This window comes from Micromonospora sp. NPDC050784, from assembly GCF_044456765.1.
GTDB lineage: Bacteria > Actinomycetota > Actinomycetes > Mycobacteriales > Micromonosporaceae > Micromonospora > Micromonospora foliorum.
Map to the genome: position 1 here is coordinate 345,465 of NZ_JBITGG010000003.1, position 21,001 is coordinate 366,465.

16 protein-coding genes are annotated in these 21,001 nt (G+C 72.2%); 1 reads left to right on the top strand and 15 read right to left on the bottom strand.

What is annotated here, in order from left to right; all coding sequences use genetic code 11:
- Positions 1–64: 64 nt before the first annotated feature.
- The 7 genes from ACIBD9_RS06070 to truB all read right to left on the bottom strand — a co-directional run bounded on the left by ACIBD9_RS06070 (position 65) and on the right by truB (position 11,567).
- Positions 65–4,588 carry a hypothetical protein gene (locus ACIBD9_RS06070; RefSeq protein WP_396714969.1) on the bottom strand — a complete coding sequence of 1,508 codons (4,524 nt, stop codon included), beginning with the start codon at positions 4,586–4,588 and terminating at the stop codon, positions 65–67.
- On the bottom strand, positions 4,581–5,054 hold the full coding sequence (locus ACIBD9_RS06075; RefSeq protein ID WP_396714971.1) for a hypothetical protein: 474 nt from the start codon (positions 5,052–5,054) through the stop codon (positions 4,581–4,583). The genes ACIBD9_RS06070 and ACIBD9_RS06075 overlap by 8 nt, the downstream gene beginning before the upstream one ends.
- Positions 5,055–5,148: 94 nt before the next feature.
- A complete protein-coding gene (locus tag ACIBD9_RS06080) occupies positions 5,149–6,543 on the bottom strand; it encodes a M16 family metallopeptidase (protein ID WP_396714973.1) in 1,395 nt (464 codons plus the stop codon).
- Positions 6,544–6,590: 47 nt separating this feature from the next.
- Complete coding sequence (locus ACIBD9_RS06085; RefSeq protein WP_396714975.1) at positions 6,591–8,981, bottom strand: polyribonucleotide nucleotidyltransferase; 2,391 nt, start codon at positions 8,979–8,981, stop codon at positions 6,591–6,593.
- A 226-nt stretch (positions 8,982–9,207) separates the two neighbouring features.
- Positions 9,208–9,477 carry a 30S ribosomal protein S15 gene (gene rpsO / locus ACIBD9_RS06090; protein WP_030337594.1) on the bottom strand — a complete coding sequence of 90 codons (270 nt, stop codon included), beginning with the start codon at positions 9,475–9,477 and terminating at the stop codon, positions 9,208–9,210.
- 199 nt (positions 9,478–9,676) lie between these two features.
- Positions 9,677–10,606 carry a bifunctional riboflavin kinase/FAD synthetase gene (locus tag ACIBD9_RS06095; RefSeq protein ID WP_396714977.1) on the bottom strand — a complete coding sequence of 310 codons (930 nt, stop codon included), beginning with the start codon at positions 10,604–10,606 and terminating at the stop codon, positions 9,677–9,679.
- Between the two features lie 76 nt (positions 10,607–10,682).
- Positions 10,683–11,567, bottom strand: a complete 885-nt coding sequence (gene truB, locus ACIBD9_RS06100) for a tRNA pseudouridine(55) synthase TruB (RefSeq protein ID WP_396714979.1) — start codon at positions 11,565–11,567, stop codon at positions 10,683–10,685.
- A gap of 380 nt (positions 11,568–11,947) precedes the next feature.
- On the opposite strand from truB, the gene ACIBD9_RS06105 reads away from it, so the two are divergent.
- Complete coding sequence (locus ACIBD9_RS06105; RefSeq protein ID WP_396714981.1) at positions 11,948–12,940, top strand: hypothetical protein; 993 nt, start codon at positions 11,948–11,950, stop codon at positions 12,938–12,940.
- A 21-nt stretch (positions 12,941–12,961) separates the two neighbouring features.
- On the opposite strand, the gene ACIBD9_RS06110 is transcribed toward ACIBD9_RS06105, so the two are convergent.
- The 8 genes from ACIBD9_RS06110 to ACIBD9_RS06145 form a co-directional block, all read right to left on the bottom strand.
- Positions 12,962–14,287: an MATE family efflux transporter gene (locus ACIBD9_RS06110; protein WP_396714983.1), complete on the bottom strand. Its 1,326-nt coding sequence runs from the start codon at positions 14,285–14,287 to the stop codon at positions 12,962–12,964.
- Between the two features lie 486 nt (positions 14,288–14,773).
- Positions 14,774–14,983, bottom strand: a complete 210-nt coding sequence (locus ACIBD9_RS06115) for a DUF6186 family protein (protein WP_238686867.1) — start codon at positions 14,981–14,983, stop codon at positions 14,774–14,776.
- Positions 14,983–15,390, bottom strand: a complete 408-nt coding sequence (locus ACIBD9_RS06120; RefSeq protein ID WP_396714985.1) for a hypothetical protein — start codon at positions 15,388–15,390, stop codon at positions 14,983–14,985. The genes ACIBD9_RS06115 and ACIBD9_RS06120 overlap by 1 nt, the downstream gene beginning before the upstream one ends.
- Positions 15,391–15,493: 103 nt before the next feature.
- On the bottom strand, positions 15,494–16,543 hold the full coding sequence (locus ACIBD9_RS06125) for a bifunctional oligoribonuclease/PAP phosphatase NrnA (protein ID WP_396714987.1): 1,050 nt from the start codon (positions 16,541–16,543) through the stop codon (positions 15,494–15,496).
- On the bottom strand, positions 16,540–17,031 hold the full coding sequence (rbfA, locus tag ACIBD9_RS06130; protein ID WP_387174046.1) for a 30S ribosome-binding factor RbfA: 492 nt from the start codon (positions 17,029–17,031) through the stop codon (positions 16,540–16,542). Before rbfA ends, ACIBD9_RS06125 begins: the two co-directional genes overlap by 4 nt.
- Positions 17,032–17,158: 127 nt before the next feature.
- On the bottom strand, positions 17,159–17,455 hold the full coding sequence (locus ACIBD9_RS06135) for a DUF503 domain-containing protein (RefSeq protein WP_030489481.1): 297 nt from the start codon (positions 17,453–17,455) through the stop codon (positions 17,159–17,161).
- 90 nt (positions 17,456–17,545) lie between these two features.
- Positions 17,546–20,566 (bottom strand): translation initiation factor IF-2, encoded by a 3,021-nt coding sequence (infB, locus tag ACIBD9_RS06140; RefSeq protein ID WP_396714990.1) that lies wholly within the window; start codon positions 20,564–20,566, stop codon positions 17,546–17,548.
- Positions 20,567–20,659: 93 nt separating this feature from the next.
- Positions 20,660–20,992 carry a YlxR family protein gene (locus ACIBD9_RS06145; protein ID WP_387174050.1) on the bottom strand — a complete coding sequence of 111 codons (333 nt, stop codon included), beginning with the start codon at positions 20,990–20,992 and terminating at the stop codon, positions 20,660–20,662.
- Positions 20,993–21,001 lie beyond the last annotated feature (9 nt).

The window sequence follows — 21,001 nt, forward strand, 5'->3', positions numbered from 1 at the left end:
CCCCGGGCCGGCTCGTCGGGCACCCGACGGTCACCCGTCCCGGGCACGACGAGGAGGGGCCCGATCAGGGGCACGGGGACCGCCACGACAGGCCGGGGAAATACCGCCGCCACTCGACGACGGACAGCGTGGTGGGTGGCGACTCGCACAGCTCCCGTTGGATCCTGTCCGGCTCCAGGTCCCACAGGGCGACCCCACCGTCCCGGGTGAAGACGCTGTACGGTCCCGCGTCCGGCAGTTGTCCCAGCACCGACCGCCCGTCCGGGGTGAACTCCGCGAAGTCGCCGGGCACCACGGCGAACCGGCTGAACAGGCCATCCGGATCCTCGCGTCGCCAGACCTCGAAGTCGCTACCGGTGTAGCTGGAGGTGGAGGCGCCGACGAGGGTCTTCCGGTCCGGGCTGATGTCCAGTTCGCGCAGACCGACATCGCTGGCGAGGGCCGGCCCGACGACCGGGTGGTCGAGGTCGGTGATGTCCCAGGTCTGCACGGTGCCGGTCTCCGTGTCGACGACCACCGTGTTCGGGTCGGTGACCATGAGGCCGGCGTCGGCATCGTCCAGAGGGATGGTGCCGTCCCGGCGGTTGGGGTGGTACGGGTCGCTCAGGTCCCACAGCCGGCTGACCGCCTGGTTGTTCGTGTCGCGGTCGTCGACGAACGCGACCTTCCTGCGACGTTCGTAGAGCAGACCGCCCGCACCGGCGGCGTCGTTCAGCACACCGGCCGGCACCGGATGGGACCTGTCGCGCACGTCCCACAGCTGGATGTCCTTGGCGCCCCACACCGCCAGCACACCATCGTCGAGGAACCACAGGTGCTGGGCGACCTCGGTGTTGTCGAAGCGGGCGGCCTCGACCGGCGCCCGCGGGTCGCGGACATCCAGCAACCGGATCGTCCGGCCGTGGCTGTCACCCGCGGCGAGGTGGTGCCCGTCCGGGCTGGCAACCAGCGTGAACTCGCCGCTGGTGAGGGTCGGCCGGGGCAGGTCGGCGGCGGGTATCGGTCGGTGCGGGTCGGTGACGTCCCAGAGTCGGAAGCCGCTGCCGTCCGCGTTTCGGCTGATCACCGTCCGGTCGTCGGGCAGGAACAGGGCCGCGTTCCAACCCTTGGGCAGTTGGCCGGCCAGGACGGGTGGCCGGACCCCCACGTCCCAGAGTCGTGCCCCCGCCGGCCCGTCAGGCTCGACGTTGGTGAGCACGTATCGACCCGCGAACCCGAATGCTCTGCCCGGCACCGGAGCCCCCACCGGGTTGAGGTCGCCGGTGAGCACCGGCGCGGTGGGTGACCAGACCCGGATCGCGCCACCGTCGGTGCCGTTGGCGAGGCCGCGCCCATCCGGTCGAAAGGCCACCGACCCGCTGGGATCGACACCCGGCAGGGTCGCCCACCGGTTGACGGAGCCGCTGGCGCTGCCGCGATCGATCCGCCACAGGTTCACCTCGCCGGTGGTGCTGGCGGTGGCGAACACCGTGCCGTCGGACCGGAAGGAGAGCGAGAAGATCGAGCCGTCGTGCGCGGGGTTGCCGAGCGTCTGGTCCTGAAGCGAACGGGGATGGCGGGGATCGGCCACGTTCCACGCGTTGACCACTCCCTGGGCGCCACCGGCGGCCAGCACCGTGCCCACCGGGCTGAAGGCGACCGCGTCGGCCGTCAGCACCGGCAACTCGACCAACTGCGAGAGCCGTCGAGGATCACGGACGTCCCACAGGGACACCGTGCTGCCCCGCTCCCTGTCGTCGGCGATCAGGTGGGCGACGGCCAGGGTCCGGCCATCGGGGCTGAACGCCACCCCGCGGAGCCCGGACGCACCCATCGTGCGGCTGCCGATCACTGTCGGTCGGGTCGGATCCCGAATGTCCCAGAGTCGGAGCGTTCCGTTGTCGCCGCCGGTAGCCACCGTGTGGCCGTCCGGCGCGACGGCCACCGAGTAGGTGGGAGACCGCGGGGTGGGCACGCTGGCCACCTCGACCGGTCGGGCCGAATCGGTGATGTCCCACAGGCTCAGTCTCTCTGGTGACCCGCCGACCACCAGCCGGCCGTCGGGGGTCAGCCCGATGGCTGTGCTGCCCGAACGCGGGATGACGCCCTTCGGGGCGGGATGCCGGGGATCCGCGACGTCCCACAGCCGGATGCTCCAGTCGTGGGACGAGCTGACCAGCGTACGACCGTCCGGCGTGTAGGCCAGGTTGAAGACGTGCTTCTCGTGGCCGGTCAGCAGCTCCGGACGAGGCTCGGCGTAGGAGGCGTACAACGCCTGCCGGGCCTCCGGCGTGACAGCGGTGCGGTACGCGGTCAGGCTCAGGGCGAGCGCCGTCTCCGGCCTGCTCGACCGCATCGCGTTCGCCTGGGCGGCCAGTCGGCGGGAGGCGATCTGCGCGTCCAGCCGCTCCGCCCGGGCTCGCTGCTGCACCGCCACCAGCGCGCCCGAGCCCAGGAGCAGCACCAGGACGGCGATCACCCCGACCGCGGCGCGCCGCAACCACCGCAGGCGCAGGCTTCGCGCCAGAAAGGACCGCTCCACCGGGCTCAACCGGTCGGCCTCGTCCTCGGGAAGGAACCTGCGGGTGACCGTCAGCCGCGCCCCGGACAGGAGGTCTCCCCGGTCACGTCCGCCGGTCTGCCACACCTGGGCGGCGTCGGAGAGCTGCTGCCGGGCCACCAACCGGGCCCGATCCTCGTTGATCCAGGACCGCAGTCGGGGCCAGGCGTGCAGGAGCGTCTCGTGGCTGACCCGGACCACGCCCTCCGGGTCGATGCCGACCAACCGGCGAGTGGCGAGCCGCTCCAGCACCAGCGGACCGGCGGCGCCCAGCCCGTGCAGCAGTTCGGTACGCGGCACCGGCCGGGCCGTGTCCGTGCCGCCCTCCCCCACCCGGGTCAGACGCAACAGCAGCGTGCGGGCGGCAGCCTGTTGCGGCGCGTCAAGTCCGTCGTACGTGTCCTCCGCGGTCTTGGCAATCGCCCCGTTGAGCCCGCCGCTGTCCCGGTAGCCGGCGACGCTCAACCGGTTGCCGGTGCGCCGCCGCCACGTTTCCCAGAGCACGTGGGACAGCAACGGCAGCGCGCCCGGCTCCGGGCCCCGGGGCCGACCGGCGCCCAGCTCGTGCAGCACCAGCTCGGCCAGGCCGTCGCCGATCTCCAGACCGGTCTGGGCGGCCGGGCCGTCGATCGCCCGGCGCAGCTCGGTGCCCGTCAACGGCCCGACCACCACCCGCGCACCGGCCAGCAGCCCGGCGAAAGCCGGATCCTCGCTGGCCACACCGTAGAAGTCGGCCCGCAGGACGGCCACCACGACGGCGTGGGGGGTGCCGTCGGGGCGTGGCGCGGCCAGCGCCGCGAGGCAGCCGGCGAAGGCCGCCCGGGCCTCGTCGCCGACGTCGAGGGTGAACAACTCCTCCAGTTGGTCGACGAGGAGCAGCACCGTCCGTCGCTGCGCCGTGGCCTCGATCAGTTCGACGCCGGCCGCCGGCCGCTCCGCCAACGAGCCACCCGCATTCGGGTGATCGTCACCGAGGGCTCGCGCAAGCGCCACGAGCGGCCGGGCGCCCGGCGTCAGGACCGGCAGGATCAACGGCCACACCGGCGACTCACCGTCGTCGGTGGCCAGCCCGTCCCGCCGTACGCGGGCCAGCAGACCCGCGTGCAGGAGTGACGTCTTGCCGCTCCCCGACGGCCCGAGCACCAGCAGCGTGCCCGGGTCGGTCAGCCGCCGCGCCGCCGCGTTAACCAGCGCGGCAGTCGCCGACTCCCGCCCGAAGAACACGTCCGCGTCGCTCTCCCGGAACGAATCCAGGCTCCGGTAGGGACTCGGCCCGCTGGACTGTGCGACGGGAACGCCATCGGGGTCGGTGACCGGGCGGTACGCCGGATTGTCGGCGAGGACGAGCCGACCGGAGTGCCCGGCCTCCTGACGCCGGGGCAGCGGTTCGCCCCGCGCCCGCAGCACGTCGAAGAGATGGTGGTACGCGTCGTCAAGGGTCAGCTGCGGTCCGGCGGACGGGTCGCCCTGGTCGAGGAACCCGATCAGCTCGCCAGTGAAGGCGGTGTGCTCGCGTTCCGGGTCGGCCGACGCGAGTTGCTCGGCGGAACTCAGCAGGTAGACACCGTGCACCGGGGGAAGCCCGGCGAGCGGATCGGCGACTGGCGGATCCAGGCGGGCCCGCCCGGAGAAGCAACAGTCCAGCACCACGACCACGGACGGCGCCTGGCACGCCGTCAGTGCCTCGCGCAGGTCCGAGACCGGGTACGCCTGGTGCGCCGCGAGACCGGGGGTGAGTCGGTCGGTGCCGCTGGCCGCCAGGTACAGCTCGCCGCCGGGCCCACGCAGACCGTGGCCGACGAAGTAGATCAGCAGGATGGTGGTGGCCTGCTGCGCGGCCGTGGTGACTTCCCGGGCGATGGTGACCGCGTCCGGTGGGTCGTGCACCGCACGCAGTTGCCCTGCCGGCACCCCGCACCGCGTGCGCAGGCGCTCAACCAACGCGGTGAAGGTACGACCCACCACCGGCACCGAGGGCAGCCCGTCCCCGTGGTGGGTTTCGGTGCCGATCACCAGGACCCGTACGCCCCGGCCGGTGAGATCACCCATGCGTCACGGGCGGCCCGTCGACGCCGGCCCGGCTGGCCGGGGGTGCGACCGCGTCGGTGCCCACCGGGACCGTGGCGGGGCTGGAAGGCACCGGGACCTCCGCGTCGGACGTCAGCACGGCGACCAGATCGACCACGTGGGCGCGCACCTGGGCATCGGTCAGCTCGCGGACCCGGTCCGCTTCGAGCTTCACCCGCCGACCGTCAGGCAGTTCGATCTCGACACGTACGGCGCCACCGCGGTGCCGGATCCAGGAGATCAGCGTGGTGGCCAGGGCCGTCGCCACGGTGCCCGGGGCCAGCGCCAACAGGAGCGAGTCGAGCACCGGGCCCAGGGCGCCGGGGGGCGGCGGAGACTCGTGCCCGGTGACCCGGCCGCGGAGTTCGCCGTTGTCGACGAGCCACTCCTGGAGTGACTCGAGTGCGGCCAGCTGGTCCTCACCAGACACCACGATTCGTACGTCCACGCCAGCCCCCGCAGCTCGTCTCGACGCGTCGCAGCCTATCGAAGGCGAGCAACGACGTCGATGAGTCGACACGGGCGGCGGCCCGTCGAGCGGGTCAGACCGCGAAGTCGCCGGCGCCGAACGGGCCCACCACGGCCAGCGACATCGGGCGGCTGAGCAGCTCGGCGGCGAGAACGTTCACGTCTTCCACAGTGACCTCGTCGACCCGGCGGAGCAGCTCGTCGACCGGCATCAGGTCGCCGTAGAGCAGCTCACCCTTGGCCAGCCGGCTCATCCGGGAGCCGGTGTCCTCCAGGCCGAGCACGAAGGAGCCCTTGCTCATCCCCTTGCCCCGGGCCACCTCGGCCTCGGTCAACCCTTCGGCGGCCACCCGGGCCAGCTCGGCGCGGGTCAGGGCGAGCACCTCGTCCACCTTGCCCGGCGCGCAGCCCGCGTAGACGGCGAACAGGCCGCTGTCGGCGTACTGGCTGGCGTAGGAGTAGACCGAGTACGCGAGACCGCGCTGCTCGCGGATCTCCTGGAACAGGCGGCTGGACATGCCGCCGCCGAGCACGTTGTTGAGCACCCCGAGGGCGAACCGTCGATCGTCGAGCCGGTCGATGCCGGGGCAGCCGATGATGACGTGCGCCTGCTCGGTCTCCTTCGGCTCCACCAGGGTGGTCGCCGGCTTGGTGCGTACCGCCGGGGTCGCCGCCCGGTGCGGCGCCGGGCTGGCCGGGTCGCTGTCCAGTGGGGTACCGCGCACCGCCTGCCGGACCAGCTTGACCACCGCGGCGTGGTCGAGGTTGCCGGCGGCGGCGATGACGATCTGCGGCGCGGTGTAGCGGCCCCGGTAGAAGCTCTGGATCTGCCGGCGGGTCATCGGCGTGACGGTCTCCGCGGTGCCGGAGATCAGCCGACCCAGCGGGTGATCGCCGTAGACGGCCTGGACGAAGAGGTCGTGCACCTCGTCACCCGGCTCGTCGTCGTGCATGGCGATCTCCTCCAGGATCACGCCACGCTCGGTCTCGACGTCGGCCGGCTCCAGCAGCGAGTCGGCGACCAGATCGCACATCACGTCGATCGCCAGCGGCAGGTCCTCGTCCAGCACGCGGGCGTAGTAGCAGGTGTATTCCTTCGTGGTGAAGGCGTTCGTCTCGCCACCCACCGCCTCGATCTGCGAGGAGATCTCCAGTGCGGTGCGCTTGTGGGTGCCCTTGAAGAGCAGGTGCTCGAGGAAGTGCGCGGCACCGGCCTGCGGGCCGGTCTCGTCACGCGAGCCGACCGCCACCCAGATGCCGAACGAGACGCTGCGCATCGCCGGGATCGCCTCGGTGAGGACGCGCAGACCGCTGGGCAGCACGGTACGTCGTACCGTGCCGCCCAGCGGGTCGTCGCTGAGCGTCCGGGTCACCGCGCGGGCGGTGCCGCCGGAGCGGCCCGCCCCGGTGTCCCGAGAGGCCACCCCCCGTCGATCCGGTGGAAACGGCGCGCTGATGGCCCGACTCACGACTTGCTCCCGGTTCGACGAGGGGTGGGTGATGCTGTGTACGACGGTCAGCTGTGCCGGGTCCGACGACGCGGACGCTCGCCGCCCTCGCCACCCTCGCCGCCGCCGCCGTTGCCGCCCTCGCCGCCGCGCTCCGGGCCACGCCCGCCACGGTCGCCGCCACGCTCACGGTCGCCGCGGTCACGCGGAGCCCGGTCGCCCCGGTCCCGACCAGCCGGCCGGTCGCCTGCGGCGGCCTCACCGGCGGCCGGAGCCTCGGTGCCCTCCGGGCGGACCTTGTCGAGGTAGATCTTGCCGCGGGCGTCGATGTCCGCGATCTCGACCTCGACCCGGTCACCGACGTTGAGGAAGTCCTCAACGCGCTCGACCCGCTTGCCGTCGCCCACCTTGGAGATGTGCAGCAGGCCGTCACGGCCCGGCAGGAGCGAGATGAACGCGCCGAACGCGGCGGTCTTGACCACCGTGCCGAGGAACCGCTCGCCCTGCTTCGGCAACGTCGGGTTGGCGATGCCGTTGATCCGGTCGACGGCCGCCTGGGCCGACGGGCCGTTGGTGGCGCCGACGTAGATCGTGCCGTCGTCCTCGATGGAGATCTCGGCGCCGGTCTCGTCCTGGATCGCGTTGATGGTCTGCCCCTTCGGGCCGATCACCATGCCGATCTTGTCGACCGGGATCTTGACGGTGGTGACCCGCGGCGCGTAGTCGGACATCTCGGCCGGAGCCTCGATCGCCGCCTTCATGACCCCGAGGATGACCTGCCGGGCCTCGTTGGCCTGCTGCAGCGCGGCGGCCAGCACGTCCGACGGGATGCCGTTGAGCTTGGTGTCGAGCTGGAGCGCGGTGACGAACTCCGGGGTGCCGGCGACCTTGAAGTCCATGTCACCGAACGCGTCCTCGGCACCGAGGATGTCGGTAAGCGTCACGTACTGGGTCTTGCCGTCGACCTCGTCGGAGATGAGGCCCATGGCGATGCCGGCGACCGGCGCCTTCAGCGGGACACCCGCGGAGAGCAGGCCCAGCGTCGAGGCGCAGACCGAACCCATCGAGGTGGAGCCGTTGGAGCCGAGCGCCTCCGACACCTGCCGGATGGCGTACGGGAACTCCTCGCGCGACGGCAGCACCGGAATCAGCGCGCGCTCGGCAAGGGCGCCGTGGCCGATCTCGCGACGCTTCGGCGAGCCGACCCGGCCGGTCTCACCGGTCGAGTACGGCGGGAAGTTGTAGTTGTGCATGTAGCGCTTGCGGTTCTCGGGGGACAGCGTGTCCACCATCTGCTCCATGCGGAGCATGTTCAGCGTGGTGACGCCCAGGATCTGGGTCTCGCCCCGCTCGAACAGCGCCGAACCGTGCACCCGGGGCAGCACGCCGACCTCGGCGGTCAGCGCCCGGATGTCGCGCGGGCCACGCCCGTCCATGCGGACCTGCTCGCGCAGCACGCGGTTGCGCACCTCGGACTTGGTCAGCGACCGGAAGGCAGCGCTGAGCTCCTTCTCCCGACCCTCGAACCGAGCGCCCAGCTCCTCGGCGACCCGGGCCTTGACCCGGTCCAGGGCCTCCTCGCGGTCGGCCTTGCCGGCGATCGTGATCGCCTCGGCCACGTCGGCGCGAGCCAGCTCGGCGACGGCGTCGTACACGTCGTCCTGGTAGTCCAGGAAGACCGGGAACTCGGTGACCGGCTTCGCGGCGACCTCGGCCAGCTCGCTCTGCGCGCGGCACAGCTCACGGATCGCCGGCTTGGCGGCCTCCAGACCGCTGGCGACGACCTCCTCGGTCGGGGCGGTGGCACCGGCCGAGATCAGGGCGACGGCGTTCGGGGTGGCCTCGGCCTCGACCATCATGATCGCGACGTCGCCGTCTTCGAGCGTGCGGCCCGCCACGACCATGTCGAAGGTGGCGCGGGCCAGCTCCTCCAGGGTCGGGAAGGCGACCCACTGGCCGTCGATGTGGGCGACGCGGGTCGCACCGATCGGGCCGGAGAACGGCAGGCCGGAGAGCTTGGTCGACATCGAGGCGGCGTTGATCGCCACGACGTCGTACGGGTGCTGCGGGTCGAGCGCGAGGATGGTCTCGACGACCTGGACCTCGTTGCGCAGGCCCTTGACGAAGGACGGGCGCAGCGGCCGGTCGATCAGCCGGCAGGTGAGGATCGCGTCCTCGCTGGGCCGACCCTCACGGCGGAAGAACGAGCCGGGAATGCGGCCCGCGGCGTACATCCGCTCCTCGACGTCGACGGTCAGCGGGAAGAAGTCGAACTGCTCCTTCGGGTGCTTACCGGCGGTCGTGGCGGAGAGAACGACCGTCTCGCCCAGCTGGGCGATGACGGAACCGGCGGCCTGGCGAGCCAGCCGACCGGTGGAGAAGGTGATCTCGCGGGTGCCGAAGGACCCGTTGTCGATCACGGCGGTGCGGGATTCGGTGCCGAGTTTGGTCTCGGTCATGTGCTGTCGTGCTCCTTCGCGTCGTGGGCCCACGACATCGGGGAGCTGCTCAGCCGGCCGGTCTTCGATCGAAGCGCCCGGGTGGCCGGCATGATGCCGGGTTCCCGGGGGCCACTACCGGAGACCGGTACGCTGACCGGCTCCCTCTCGTGTGGTCGCGCGGCCCGTGTTTCCTCAGGTGGGACGCGGTACGGGGGAGCGGCCGTCCGGCCACTCCCCCGTCACGTCACCGGCGCAGACCGAGCCGCTCGATGAGCGACCGGTATCGGGCAATGTCCTTCTTCTGGACGTAGTTGAGCAACCGACGGCGCCGGCCGACCAGCAGCAGCAGCCCACGGCGGCTGTGGTGGTCGTGCTTGTGCACCTTCAGGTGCTCGGTCAGCTCGGCGATCCGCTTGGTGAGGACCGCTACCTGGACCTCCGGCGAACCGGTGTCGCCCTCGGCGGTCGCGTACTCCGCGCGGATGCTGGCCTTGGCTTCCTGATCGAGCGCCATGTTCTCCCTGTTTCGATGGGTTGATCAAGTGGGTGTCCGTCGTCCCGATGGACCGGGAACGGACCGGTACCTCGCACCCGCGGCGTCGAGCAGGCACGCGAGGCCCCACGCCGGTCACCCGACGTCCCGGCAAGACTACCAGCACTCGCCGGTAACGCCCGGCGAAGGGCCTCGGTGGCGGCCGGTCACCCCACCACGATCAGGCCAGTACGCGCCGGGTGCGCTCGACGTCCTGATTCATCTGGGCGATCAACGGCTCGATCGAGTCGTACCGGATCTGACCACGCAGGTGCGCCACGAAGTCCAGGGCCAGTCGCTCGCCGTACAGGTCGCCGGAGAAGTCCAGCGCGTACGCCTCCACCCGCCGCTCCCGGCCGGAGAAGGTCGGGTTGGTGCCCACGGACACCGCCGCCAACAGCGGCTCGTGCTGGCCGCGGCGGATCAGCCGGGCCGCGTACACGCCGTCGGCGGGCACCGCCGCGTACCGGTGGCAGAGCAGGTTGGCGGTGGGGAAGCCCAGCTCCCGGCCCCGCTGGTCACCGCGGACCACGACGCCCTCCACCCGGTGTGGGCGGCCCAGCGCGGCGGCCGCCGCGCCCACGTCGCCCGCGTCGACGCAGGACCGGATGTACGTGGAGGAGAAGACGGTGCCGGCCTCGGCGACCAGCGGACCGCCCTCCACGCCGAAGCCGAACGTCTGACCCAGTCGTTCCAGCAACTCCACGTCGCCGGCGGCCCGGTGCCCGAAGCGGAAGTTGCTGCCGACCACCACCAACGCCGCGTGCAGGTGCTCCACCAGGACGTCGTGCACGAACTGTTCGGCCGGCACCCGGGAGAACTCCGGGGTGAAGGGCACCACGCAGAGCACGTCCACGCCGAGCGCCTCGATCAGCTCGGCCTTACGGGCCGGCTCGGTGAGCACCGCCGGGTGCGAACCGGGGCGGACCACCTCGGCCGGGTGCGGGTCGAAGGTGACCACCACCGACTGCACGCCCAGCTCGCGGGCCCGGGCCACGGCGTGCCCTATCGTCGCCTGGTGCCCCTTGTGCACGCCGTCGAAGACGCCGATGGTGACCACCGAGCGTCCCCACCCGCCGGGCGCCGCGTCGTAGCCCCGCCACCGCTGCATGCCGTTCCTCTCTGCTGTCCCGCCGGCCGGCGGGTCGACACCGCCGGCTGCGGGCCGGCGGACCTGCGCCCCGCTGTCAGGCCGGGGCGAGCACGATCTCCGCCCGAGCCCGTCCGTCCCGCTCGCTGACGATAGCGATCAGGCCGCCGGCCGGCCCGAAGACGGCGTACGGCCCGGTGAGGCCGGCCGGGTCCAGTGGCCCGCCGTGGGCGAGCACCCGGGCCTCGTCGGGGGTGGCCTCCCGGCGCGCGAAGAACCGGTCGGCCGCCGCGTCCAGCGGCAGGTTCACCACGTCCGGGGCGCGTTGCTCCAACTCGTCGAGGGTCGCCGCCTCGGCCAGGGTGAAACCACCCACCGCGGTGCGCCGCAGCGCCGTGAGGTGCCCGCCGACGCCGAGCGCCAGGCCCGCGTCCCGGGCGATGGCCCGGATGTACGTGCCGGAGGAGCAGGTCACGTCCACGTCCACGTCCACCACGTCCGGCTCGGTGCGGCGGATCGCGAGCACCTCCAACCGGGAGATGGTGACCCGCCGCGCCGGCAGCTCAACGCTCTCCCCGTCGCGGACCCGCTTGTACGCCCGCTGCCCGTCGATCTTGATGGCGCTGACCGCGCTCGGCACCTGGTCGACCTCGCCCCTCAGCCCGGCCAGCGCGGACCGGATCGCGTCGTCGGTGACCTGCCCGGCCGGCACGGTGGCGGTCACGTCGCCCTCGGCGTCGTCGGTGACGGTGGTCTGGCCGAGCCGGATGGTGCCGGCGTAGCTCTTGCCCGCGCCGATCACGTAGGTCAGCAGCCGGGTGGCCCGGCCGACACCGATCACCAGCACGCCGGTCGCCATCGGGTCGAGGGTGCCGCCGTGCCCGACCCGTCGGGTCTTCGCCAGTCGGCGGATGCGTGCCACCACGTCGTGCGACGTCATGCCGCCGGGCTTGTCGACCACGATCAGACCATCGGTGCTCACGTCGGCCAAGCCTGCCAGATGGCCCGTACTCCGCAGTGCGTGGGCACGCCCGGCGTGACCCCAGCCTCCGCAGCGAGGGCTGAGCCGGTTTGTCGGGACGAGGCGTCCATTCGGCGGTTTGTCAGGCGGGGACAGCTGACCGACCTCCCGGATGCGAAGATCATCCGCCCGTTGCCGTCGCCTCGAGACCAGGACTGCGCTACGGACCGCCCGCCGGGCGGTGTGGCACTGGCTCGGCCGGACCAGATGGAGCGAGTCGCACCCGCACCTCGTCGCCGTGCTGTCGTTCGTCGTGGCCGTCGTCCTCGGGACCACGTTGGTGACCGGCACCTACTACCTGCTCGCGCTGGCCACCAGCAGCGAATACTGATGGAGGAACCATGGAGCACACGTCGCCGGAGCCGGTCGACCCACCACCGCCGCCCGCGGCGGTCGCGGAGGTCAACCCGGTGCAACTACCGGAGTGGCTACGGGCATCGCAGACCGAGCACCAACCCACCGGATGGGACCGGGTCCGTTTCTTCTCGGCCCGGCACAACGGGGCGCTCCTGCTCGGCCTCGGGCTGGTGCTGGCACTGCTGATGGTCATCGGCGGGGTGGTGTTGGTCGGTCGGGTAGCCGATGGCGTCCAAGCAGACGCCGCGGCCACCCCCACGGCGAGCCCCACACCGCCGCTCAGCAGAGTCGGCGAGCCACGCGACCTATTCGCCGGGTCGCCCGCGGCCTCCTTCGCGCCGGGTGAGGAGGCCGTGCGGATGCCGGCGGCCAAGGGCACCGGCCCGTTCACCGCGACCCAGGTGCGGACGGCGCTGGAGTCGGTGCGCAAGGCATTGATCAAGAGCCGGCTCGACACCTCGATGTTCATGGGTGATCCCGAACCGTTCCTGGCGCTGCTCGCCCCGGACGCTCGCGAGCGGCTCCGGTCGGACTTCACCAGCAACACCTTCCTGCGGTACGCGACCCGAATGGCATCGCCGTCGGAGTGGGAGCCGGGCGCCCGAGCCGACGGTCGGGTTAGTTACCGGGCCACCAAGGAGAACGGCATCCGGTTGCTGGAGGTGTCCACGGAGTTCGTGTGGGCGTACCCCTTCAAAGTGGACCTGCGGGCGCCCGCCGGCGCCAGCGTCGTGGCATTGCGCGACCGCGTGGTGTGGCAGGTGCCGCACCCGGGCGACGTGCAGGCATCCTCCACGGGCCTGTGGATCGGTTCGGCGGAGGCCATCACCTGGAACGCGGACTGCGGTCAGCTGCGGGAGGGCTGGGTCCGGGAGCAGTACTGGTTGGCTGACCTGCACGGGAAGCGGATACCCGCGGGCGACCCGGGCACCATCTTCGACCTCGACGCCCCCGTGCCGACCACCACACGCTGCTGACCGGCGGGCCCGGCGACCCGGTCAGCGGACCGCGCCGGTCACCGCCCAACTGCCGTTGCGCAGTCGCAGCAGCAGGGCGACCAGCCGGATCACCACGAACAGGGTGAGCCCGGCCCAGATGCCGCCCAGCCCGAGATCGAGCGCGTACGCCAGCCAGATGGCCGGCAGAAAGCCGCCGAGCGCCGCCACGATGGTGAGGTTGCGCAGGTAACGCACGTCGCCGGCGCCGATCAGTACGCCGTCGAGGGCGAACACCACCCCGGCCAGCGGCAGCATGACGACGAACCACGGCCAGGCCACCATGGCCTGCTCGCGTACCCCCGCGTCGGAGCTGAACCACGACGGCACGACGCCGGCGCCGGCGGCGACGAGCAGCGCGAAGCCCACGCCGCAGACGCCGCCGAGCAGCCCGATCCGGCGGGCGAGCGCCCGCGCCCCCGCGTCGTCGCCGGCGCCGAGCGCGGCACCGACCAGGGACTGCGCGGCGATGGCGAGGGCATCGAGCACCAGCGCGGTGAAGAACCAGAGTTGCAGGGCGATCTGGTGGGCGCCGACGGCGGCGGCGCCGAAGCGGGCGGCGACGGCGGTCGCGGACAGGAAGCTGGCCTGGAACGCCAGCCCACGGATCAGCAGGTCCCGGCTGAGCACCAGTTGCTGGCGGATCACGCGGGGCTGGGGCCGCAGCGACACCCGCTCGCCGACCAGGGCCGCGGCGAAGAGCACCCCGCAGAGCGTCTGCGCGACGACGTTCGCCACCGCCGAGCCGACCAGACCCAGCCCGCCGGGGTAGACCAGCAGCGGGCAGAGCAGCGCGGAGAGCAGGTTGGGACCGAGCACGAAGAACAACGGGCGGCGAGTGTCCTGTACACCGCGCAGCCAGCCGTTGCCGGCGGCGGCGAGCAGCAGGCCAGGAGCGCCGAGGGCCGCGATCCGCAGCCACTGCGCGGCGGCGTCGGCCACCTCGCCACCGCCACCGGCGAGGGTACGCGCGAGCGCGCCGCCGCCGACCTGCATGCCGATCGCGATCAGCAGACCGACACCGAACGCCAACCAGGACGACTGGACGCCCTCGGCGACCGCGGCTGCCCGGTCACCCGCGCCGAAGCGGCGGGCCGCGCGCCCGGTGGTGCCGTAGGCGACCACGGTGCCCACCCAGGCGGTGAGCGTCATCACCGTGCCGCCGACGGCGAGCGCGGCGAGCGGCACCCGACCGAGGTGACCGACCACGGCGGTGTCGACAAGGACGTAGAGCGGCTCGGCGGCGAGGACCACGAGGGCCGGCAGGGCGAGGCCGGCGATCCGCCGGGGCGAGGCGGGTCGGTGGGCGGTGGCGGCGGTCTGGCTCATCGCCGCCGATCCTGGCACGGCTGCGGTAAGGATCGCAATCCCGCAGACCGCTTACCCATCGGCGGGTGGCACGCGGGGGTCCTCGCGGCCCCGCGCTGTGCCTACCGCCGGACGGGTCGGATCACTGCCGGGTGTCCATCGACGTCTGCAGCGCGCGGCGGGCCTGCTCGCGGGCGTCGTCGGTGGTGGTCTCGGGCTTGGGCTTGTTCGGCATGGTGGCGCTCCTCTTCCCAGGGCGCGAGTCGCCGACACGCGGCGACCCTCACGGGCGGTCGTGCTGAGCGCCCCACGGCGGTCCGGGATTACCGGAGCAGCCGACTGGGCAGCGTGAGCCCGGGTCGATCCGACCCTGGAGGGAGGCGGCACGGGGTGTGGCGCCACCGCCCATGACCTGCACCGCCAGGCGGCACCGGCCTTCTCCCAAGTTATCGTTCAGGTCCACATACTGCTTACGGTTCCCGCCATTTGGACAGTCGCCAACCCGGCTCAGCGAGCCAGGAAGTGCCAGCCCAGCCACCACCAGAACCCGAACAGACCGATCCGGCCCACCGGCACCGGGCCGACCTCGTAGCGCATCACGTAGGCGCAGACCTCGCCCAGGGTGGGGATCCGGGACCCCTCCCGCCGGGCCATCCACTCGACCACCGCGAAGAGGACCAGCGCGGCCAGGAAGCCGCCGATCGCGAGCGCTCGCATCATCGCCGCACCAGGCCCCAGAACGCGGCCAACCAGGCGAACCAGACCGCCGACCGGGTCAGGTGATCCTCCAGGAGAGGATCGGCCAACCGGGAGAAGGTGGGAAAGTCATCGCCGGCGGCCAGCACGAAGGTCGCGCCCTCGAAGACGCCGAAGACCACCACCGGCACCGCCCACCAGGCCGCCCCCGCCCCCAGCCGGCGCGGTGCCGGCCGGCGGGGCACCCGGTTGCTCAGACCGAGCCAGATCAGCACCCCACCGGTGCCGATTGTGAGCAGATTCGCCTCGGTGGAGAAGGACGCGAACCGGCCGCCGACGAGCGACAGGCAGACGAGGACGGGAACGGAGACGGCGGGCCGGTCCCAGGCGCGGGGGGCCTCCACGGTGAGGTCGTGCGGCTGCTCCATCCCGCAATTCTTCCCGGTATCACGGAACGCGGGAAGACCAACACTCCCCGGAGCTGACCCTGATCTTCCGGACCGACCGATCGATAGCGCTCGAAGGGCGACGTCAGCCGATCAGCGCGGCGTCCAGCTGACCGCGGATCGACTCGACCACCTGCTCGACGGTGCCCCGACCGGTGAACCCGGCCGCGAACGTGTGCCCGCCACCGCCCAGCGCGACCGCGACCCGACTGACGTCCACCGCACCCTTGCTGCGCATCGACACGGCCCACTCGGCGGGCCTGGTCTGCTTCACCATACAGCTCACATCCGCCTCGGCGGTGCAGCGCACCGAGTCGATCAGCGCCTCCAGCACGTACGGCCGCTGGTCGTGCCGGGCCAGGTCGTCCAGGGTGGCGAAGGTCCAGACCAGCCCTCGGCCCCCGGCGGCGGCCGGCTCCAGCCGGGCCCGACCGAGCACCTCACCGAAGAGGCGGACCGCGCCGAAGGGTCGGGTGTCGAAGACCCGCCGGGAGATGTCACCGGGCGAGATGCCGGTCGCCAGCAACCGGGCGGCCATCTGGTGCACCGCCGGAGTGGTCGCCTCGAACCGGAACGAGCCGGTATCCGTGGTCAGCGCCACGTAGAGGCACTCGGCGATGGCCGGATCCACCACCACCCCGAGCCGGGCCAGCAGCTGTTCGGCCACCACCGAGGTGGCCGCCGCGCCCGGGTCGACCAGGTTGACCGTGCCGAAACCGGGGTTGGAGGCGTGGTGGTCGAGCACCAGCGCCGCACCCGCCGACGACAGCCGCCCGGCCAACTCGCCAAGGCGGGACTCGCTGGCCGCGTCGAAGCAGATCACCAGATCGGGCGCCGGGTCGGCGGCGTCCGCCGGGACCAGCAGGTCCAGCCCGGGCAGCCCCCGGAACGGCTCCGGCACCTCCGGCGGCCCGGGAAAGGTCGCCTGCACGTCGCGTACGCCGAACTGCCGCAGGCCCAGACCGAAGCCGAGCATGCTGCCCAGCGCGTCGCCGTCCGGGTTGATGTGGCAGATCAGCAGCGTCCGGGCGGTCGGCGGGAGAGCCCGCACCAACGCCTCGGCCGCGGCCCAGTCCGCCTCGGCGGGACCGAGCCCGGCTGCCCCGGCGGGCGGGGCACTGGCGGTGCTGGTCACCGCGATTCCCCACCCCGCGGGGTCTCCTTGACGTCGGTGGCCTCGTCGGCCTCGTCCGTCTCGTCGTCCTCGTCATCCACCCGGTACGGCTGGGCCTCGCCCGCGTACTTCGCCTGGGCGGCGAGCCGCTGCACCTCGGCGTCGGCGTTGCGGGCGGCGGCGAGCAGGTCGTCGATGTGCTTGACCTGATCCTGCACGTCGTCGAGGACGAACGTGAGGGTCGGCGAGTGGCGCAGCCCGAGGGCCTTGCCGACCGTGCTGCGCAGCAGCCCCTTGGCGCTCTCCAGCGCCGCCGCGGTGTCCGCCTGGGCCACCGAGTCACCGAGCACGGTGTAGAAAACCGTCGCGTCACGCAGGTCAGCGGTAATCCGGGCGTCGGTAATCGTGATCATCCCGAGCCGCGGGTCCTTGATCTGGCTCCGCACCACCGACGCGACCAGCTCACGCACCCGTTCCGCGTGCCGGCGTACCTTGGCCGGATCAGACATCTCGCCACCTCCACGGCGTCCTGCTTCCGGTCGAGCCGGCGGCCCGGAGGCCGCCGGCCGACCGGCCAACATCTCGAACATTACCTTCGGGGCCGCTCCGGTCGCCCGGCACCAGCCGGCACCGTGCTCAGTCGTCGTCCACGCCGTAGAGCCGGCGCCGAACCGACAGCAACTCGACCTCGGGGCGACCGGCCACCAGGCGCTCACAGGAGTCGAGCACCTCGCGGACGTGCGCCGTCTCGGCGGCCACGACGGCCACCGCGAGCTGCGCTCGACCGTGCAGGTCGAGCGCACCCACCTCGGCGGCCGACACCTCGAAGCGGCGTAGCGCCGCCACGATCGGCCGTACATATGATCTCTTGGCTTTGAGCGACCTGGAGTCGCCCGGCAGCAGCAGGTCGAAGACCGCGGTTCCGGTGAACATCGCCCCGGACGATACCGCCAACCCGCCCCGCATGATCAAGGGGTTTACGCCAGTCGGCGTAAACCCCTTGATCAGCGCGTCACTGCCGGATCAGGCGCGAACCTTCTCCCGCATCTCGAAGGTCTCGATGACGTCGCCGACCTGGACGTTGTTGTAACCACCCAGGGTCAGACCGCACTCGAAGCCCTCGCGGACCTCGGTGGCGTCGTCCTTGAACCGCTTGAGCGAGGTGATCGTGAGGTTGTCCGCCACGACCGCCCCGTCCCGAAGCAGGCGAGCCTTCGCGTTGCGTCGGATGATGCCCGACCGGACGATGCAACCGGAGATGTTGCCGATCTTGGACGAGCGGAAGACATCGCGGATCTCCGCGGTGCCCAGCTCGGCCTCCTCGTACTCCGGCTTGAGCAGGCCCTTGAGCGCTGCCTCGATCTCCTCGATGGCCTGGTAGATGACGGTGTAGTACCGGATCTCCACGCCCTCGCGGTCGGCCATCTCACGGACCTTGTTCGAGGCCCGCACGTTGAAGCCGATGATCGTGACCGGCTCGGACGAGGCGCTCGCGAGCATGACGTTGCTCTCGGTGATCGCGCCGACGCCCCGGTCGAGGACCTTGAGCTGGACCTCCTCGGGGATGTCGAGGTTGAACAGCGCGTCCTCGAGAGCCTCCACCGAACCGGAGACATCGCCCTTGAGGATGAGGTTGAGCGAGGTCTTCTCGCCCTCCTTGAGCTGCTCCATGAGCGTCTCGAGGGTGGCCCGACCACGGGAGTTGGCGAAGGACGCCGCCCGCCGCCGTGCCTGCCGCTGCTCGGCGATCTGCCGCACCGTGCGGTCGTCCGCCGCGGCCAGGAACGTGTCTCCCGCGCCGGGCGGCGCCGTCAGACCCAGCACCATGACCGGACGCGCCGGCCCAGCCTCGGTGAGCTGGTTGCCGTTCTCGTCGAGCATGGCCCGGACCCGGCCGTGCGCCCCACCGGCGACGATCGAGTCGCCCGCCCGCAGGGTGCCCTTCTGCACCAGCACCGTCGCCACCGCACCGCGGCCCTTGTCCAGGTGTGCCTCGATGGCCACACCCTGCGCCGGCCCGTCGATCGGAGCGGTCAGCTCCAGCGACGCGTCGGCAGTCAGCAGGACAGCCTCGAGCAACTCCTCGATGCCGATGCCCGGCTTGGCGGCCACGTTGACGAACATGGTCTCGCCGCCGTACTCCTCGGCGACCAGGCCGTACTCGGTCAGCTGCTGGCGGACCTTGTCCGGGTTGGCGTCCGGCTTGTCGACCTTGTTGACCGCGACCACGATCGGCACGTCGGCCGCCTTGGCGTGGTTCAACGCCTCGATGGTCTGCGGCATCACACCGTCGTCGGCCGCGACGACCAGGATCACGATGTCCGTGACCTGGGCACCACGAGCACGCATGGCGGTGAACGCCTCGTGACCCGGGGTGTCGATGAAGGTGACCGCCCGGTCCTCGCCCTCGTGCGGGACGTGGACCTGGTAGGCACCGATGTGCTGGGTGATGCCACCCGCCTCACCGGCCACGACGTTCGCCTTACGGATGGCGTCGAGCAGCTTGGTCTTACCGTGGTCGACGTGACCCATGACGGTCACCACCGGCGCACGGCTGACCAGACGCTCCTCGGCCACCTCCGCGTCGAGGTCGATGTTGAACTGCGCGAGCAGCTCGCGGTCCTCGTCCTCCGGGCTGACGATCTGGATGTCGAAGCCCAGGTGCTCACCCAGCAGGTGCAGGGTGTCGTCAGAACAGGACTGGGTCGCGGTCACCATCTCGCCCAGGTTGAACATCTCCTGGACCAGCGAACCCGGGTTGGCGTTGATCTTGTCCGCGAAGTCGGACAGCGAGGCGCCACGGGAGAGCCTGACGATCTGACCCTGACCCCGGGGAGCACCCGAGCTCATGGTCGGAGCCGACAGGTTGTCGAACTCCTGTCTGCGCTGCTTCTTGGACTTGCGACCGCGCGTCGGCCGACCACCCGGACGCCCGAAGGCACCCGCGGCACCGCCGCCACGGCCACGACCGCCCGCACCCGGACGACCGCCGCCACCGGCCGGACCACCCGGACGGAAACCGCCACCGGGAGCACCCGCACCGCCGCCGGGACCGCCACGGTAGCCACCGCCACCGCCGGCACCCGCGCCGCCACCAGGGCCGCCGCGGTAACCGCCGCCGCCACCGGCGCCACCGCCGGGACCGCCACGGAAGCCGCCGCCACCGCCGCCACCGGGACGACCAGCGCCACCGCCGGGACGACCAGCGCCACCGGGACCGGGGCGACCGGCAGCCGGACGCTGGCTCGGCATGGACGCCGGGCTGGGCCGCGGCGGCATGGAGTTCGGGCTGGGCCGCGGCGGCATACCCGCCGGGCTGTTCGGCCGAGGGCCACCCGCACCGGCGGCCGGGGGCCGCTGCTGCTGGCCACCCTGGATGCCGAACGGGTTGTTACCAGCACCGCGCGCCGGCGGGCGACCGCCCGGCCGGGCACCCGGACCGGGAGCCGGCGTGCTCGGACGAGCTGCCGGCGAACCGGGACGGGGCGGCATCGCCGCGGGACCCGGCCGAGGGCCGGGGCGGTTACCGCCGTCTGCCGGGGGCTCCCGGCGGACGGGGTTCTCCCGCTGCTGCTGGCGGGCGGCCTGCGCGGCCTTGACCGCGGCCTCCTGCTCAGCCTTCAGCGCGGCGGCACGCGCCTCCGCGGCCGCCACCTCGATGTCGTGGGCACTCGCCGGCTTGGCGACCGGGGTCGCCGACTGCGTCGCACCGGGAACCGGACCCTTGGGCTTCGGACCGGGTGCCGGCGCGGCCGGCCGCCGAGGCGGCATCGGCTTGGCCGAGACCCGGGGCGCGCCCGGGGTCGGGGTTGGCGTCGGGGTCGGGGTCGAAGCCGGCGTCGACGCGGGCGCCGACGGGGCGGCCGGAGCCGGGGCTCCGGCGGACGCGACGAATGCGTTACGCAGCCGCCGGGCGACGGGCGCCTCGACGGTGCTGGACGCGGACTTCACGAACTCGCCCATTTCCTTCAGCTTGGCGAGAACGGTCTTACTCTCGACCCCGAGCTCTTTTGCAAGCTCGTGTACGCGGGCCTTGCCTGCCACTGCACTCCTCACTCCGAGGTCGTGCGGGCAGCACCCGCAGCGACCTCACTCGTGCACTTGAAGCCTGGTCATTTCAGGGACTTCATCGTGTGCTCATGTCGGTCGTCCTACCCTGCTAGCGACCCTCGCCCGGTCGGGCTGACCGGACGTAGTGGTTGGCGCATCGACGTGCTCCGCCAGCGCACCGTGGTCGAGGACCTCGGTGCTGCGCAGCGCACGCCCGAAGGCGCGGCGCCGCACCGCCAGCGCGAAGCAGGCCGGATCCGGGTGCATGTTCGCTCCCCGACCCGGCAGCCTGCGGAGCGGATCAGGCCGGAGGCTGTGACCAGCCTCGTTTCTGACCGCGACGATCCGCAGCAATTCGCTGGCCGGCGCACGTTGCCGGCAACCCACACAGGTGCGCTCCGGCTGCGCGCGTCGTACCACTGGAGGAAG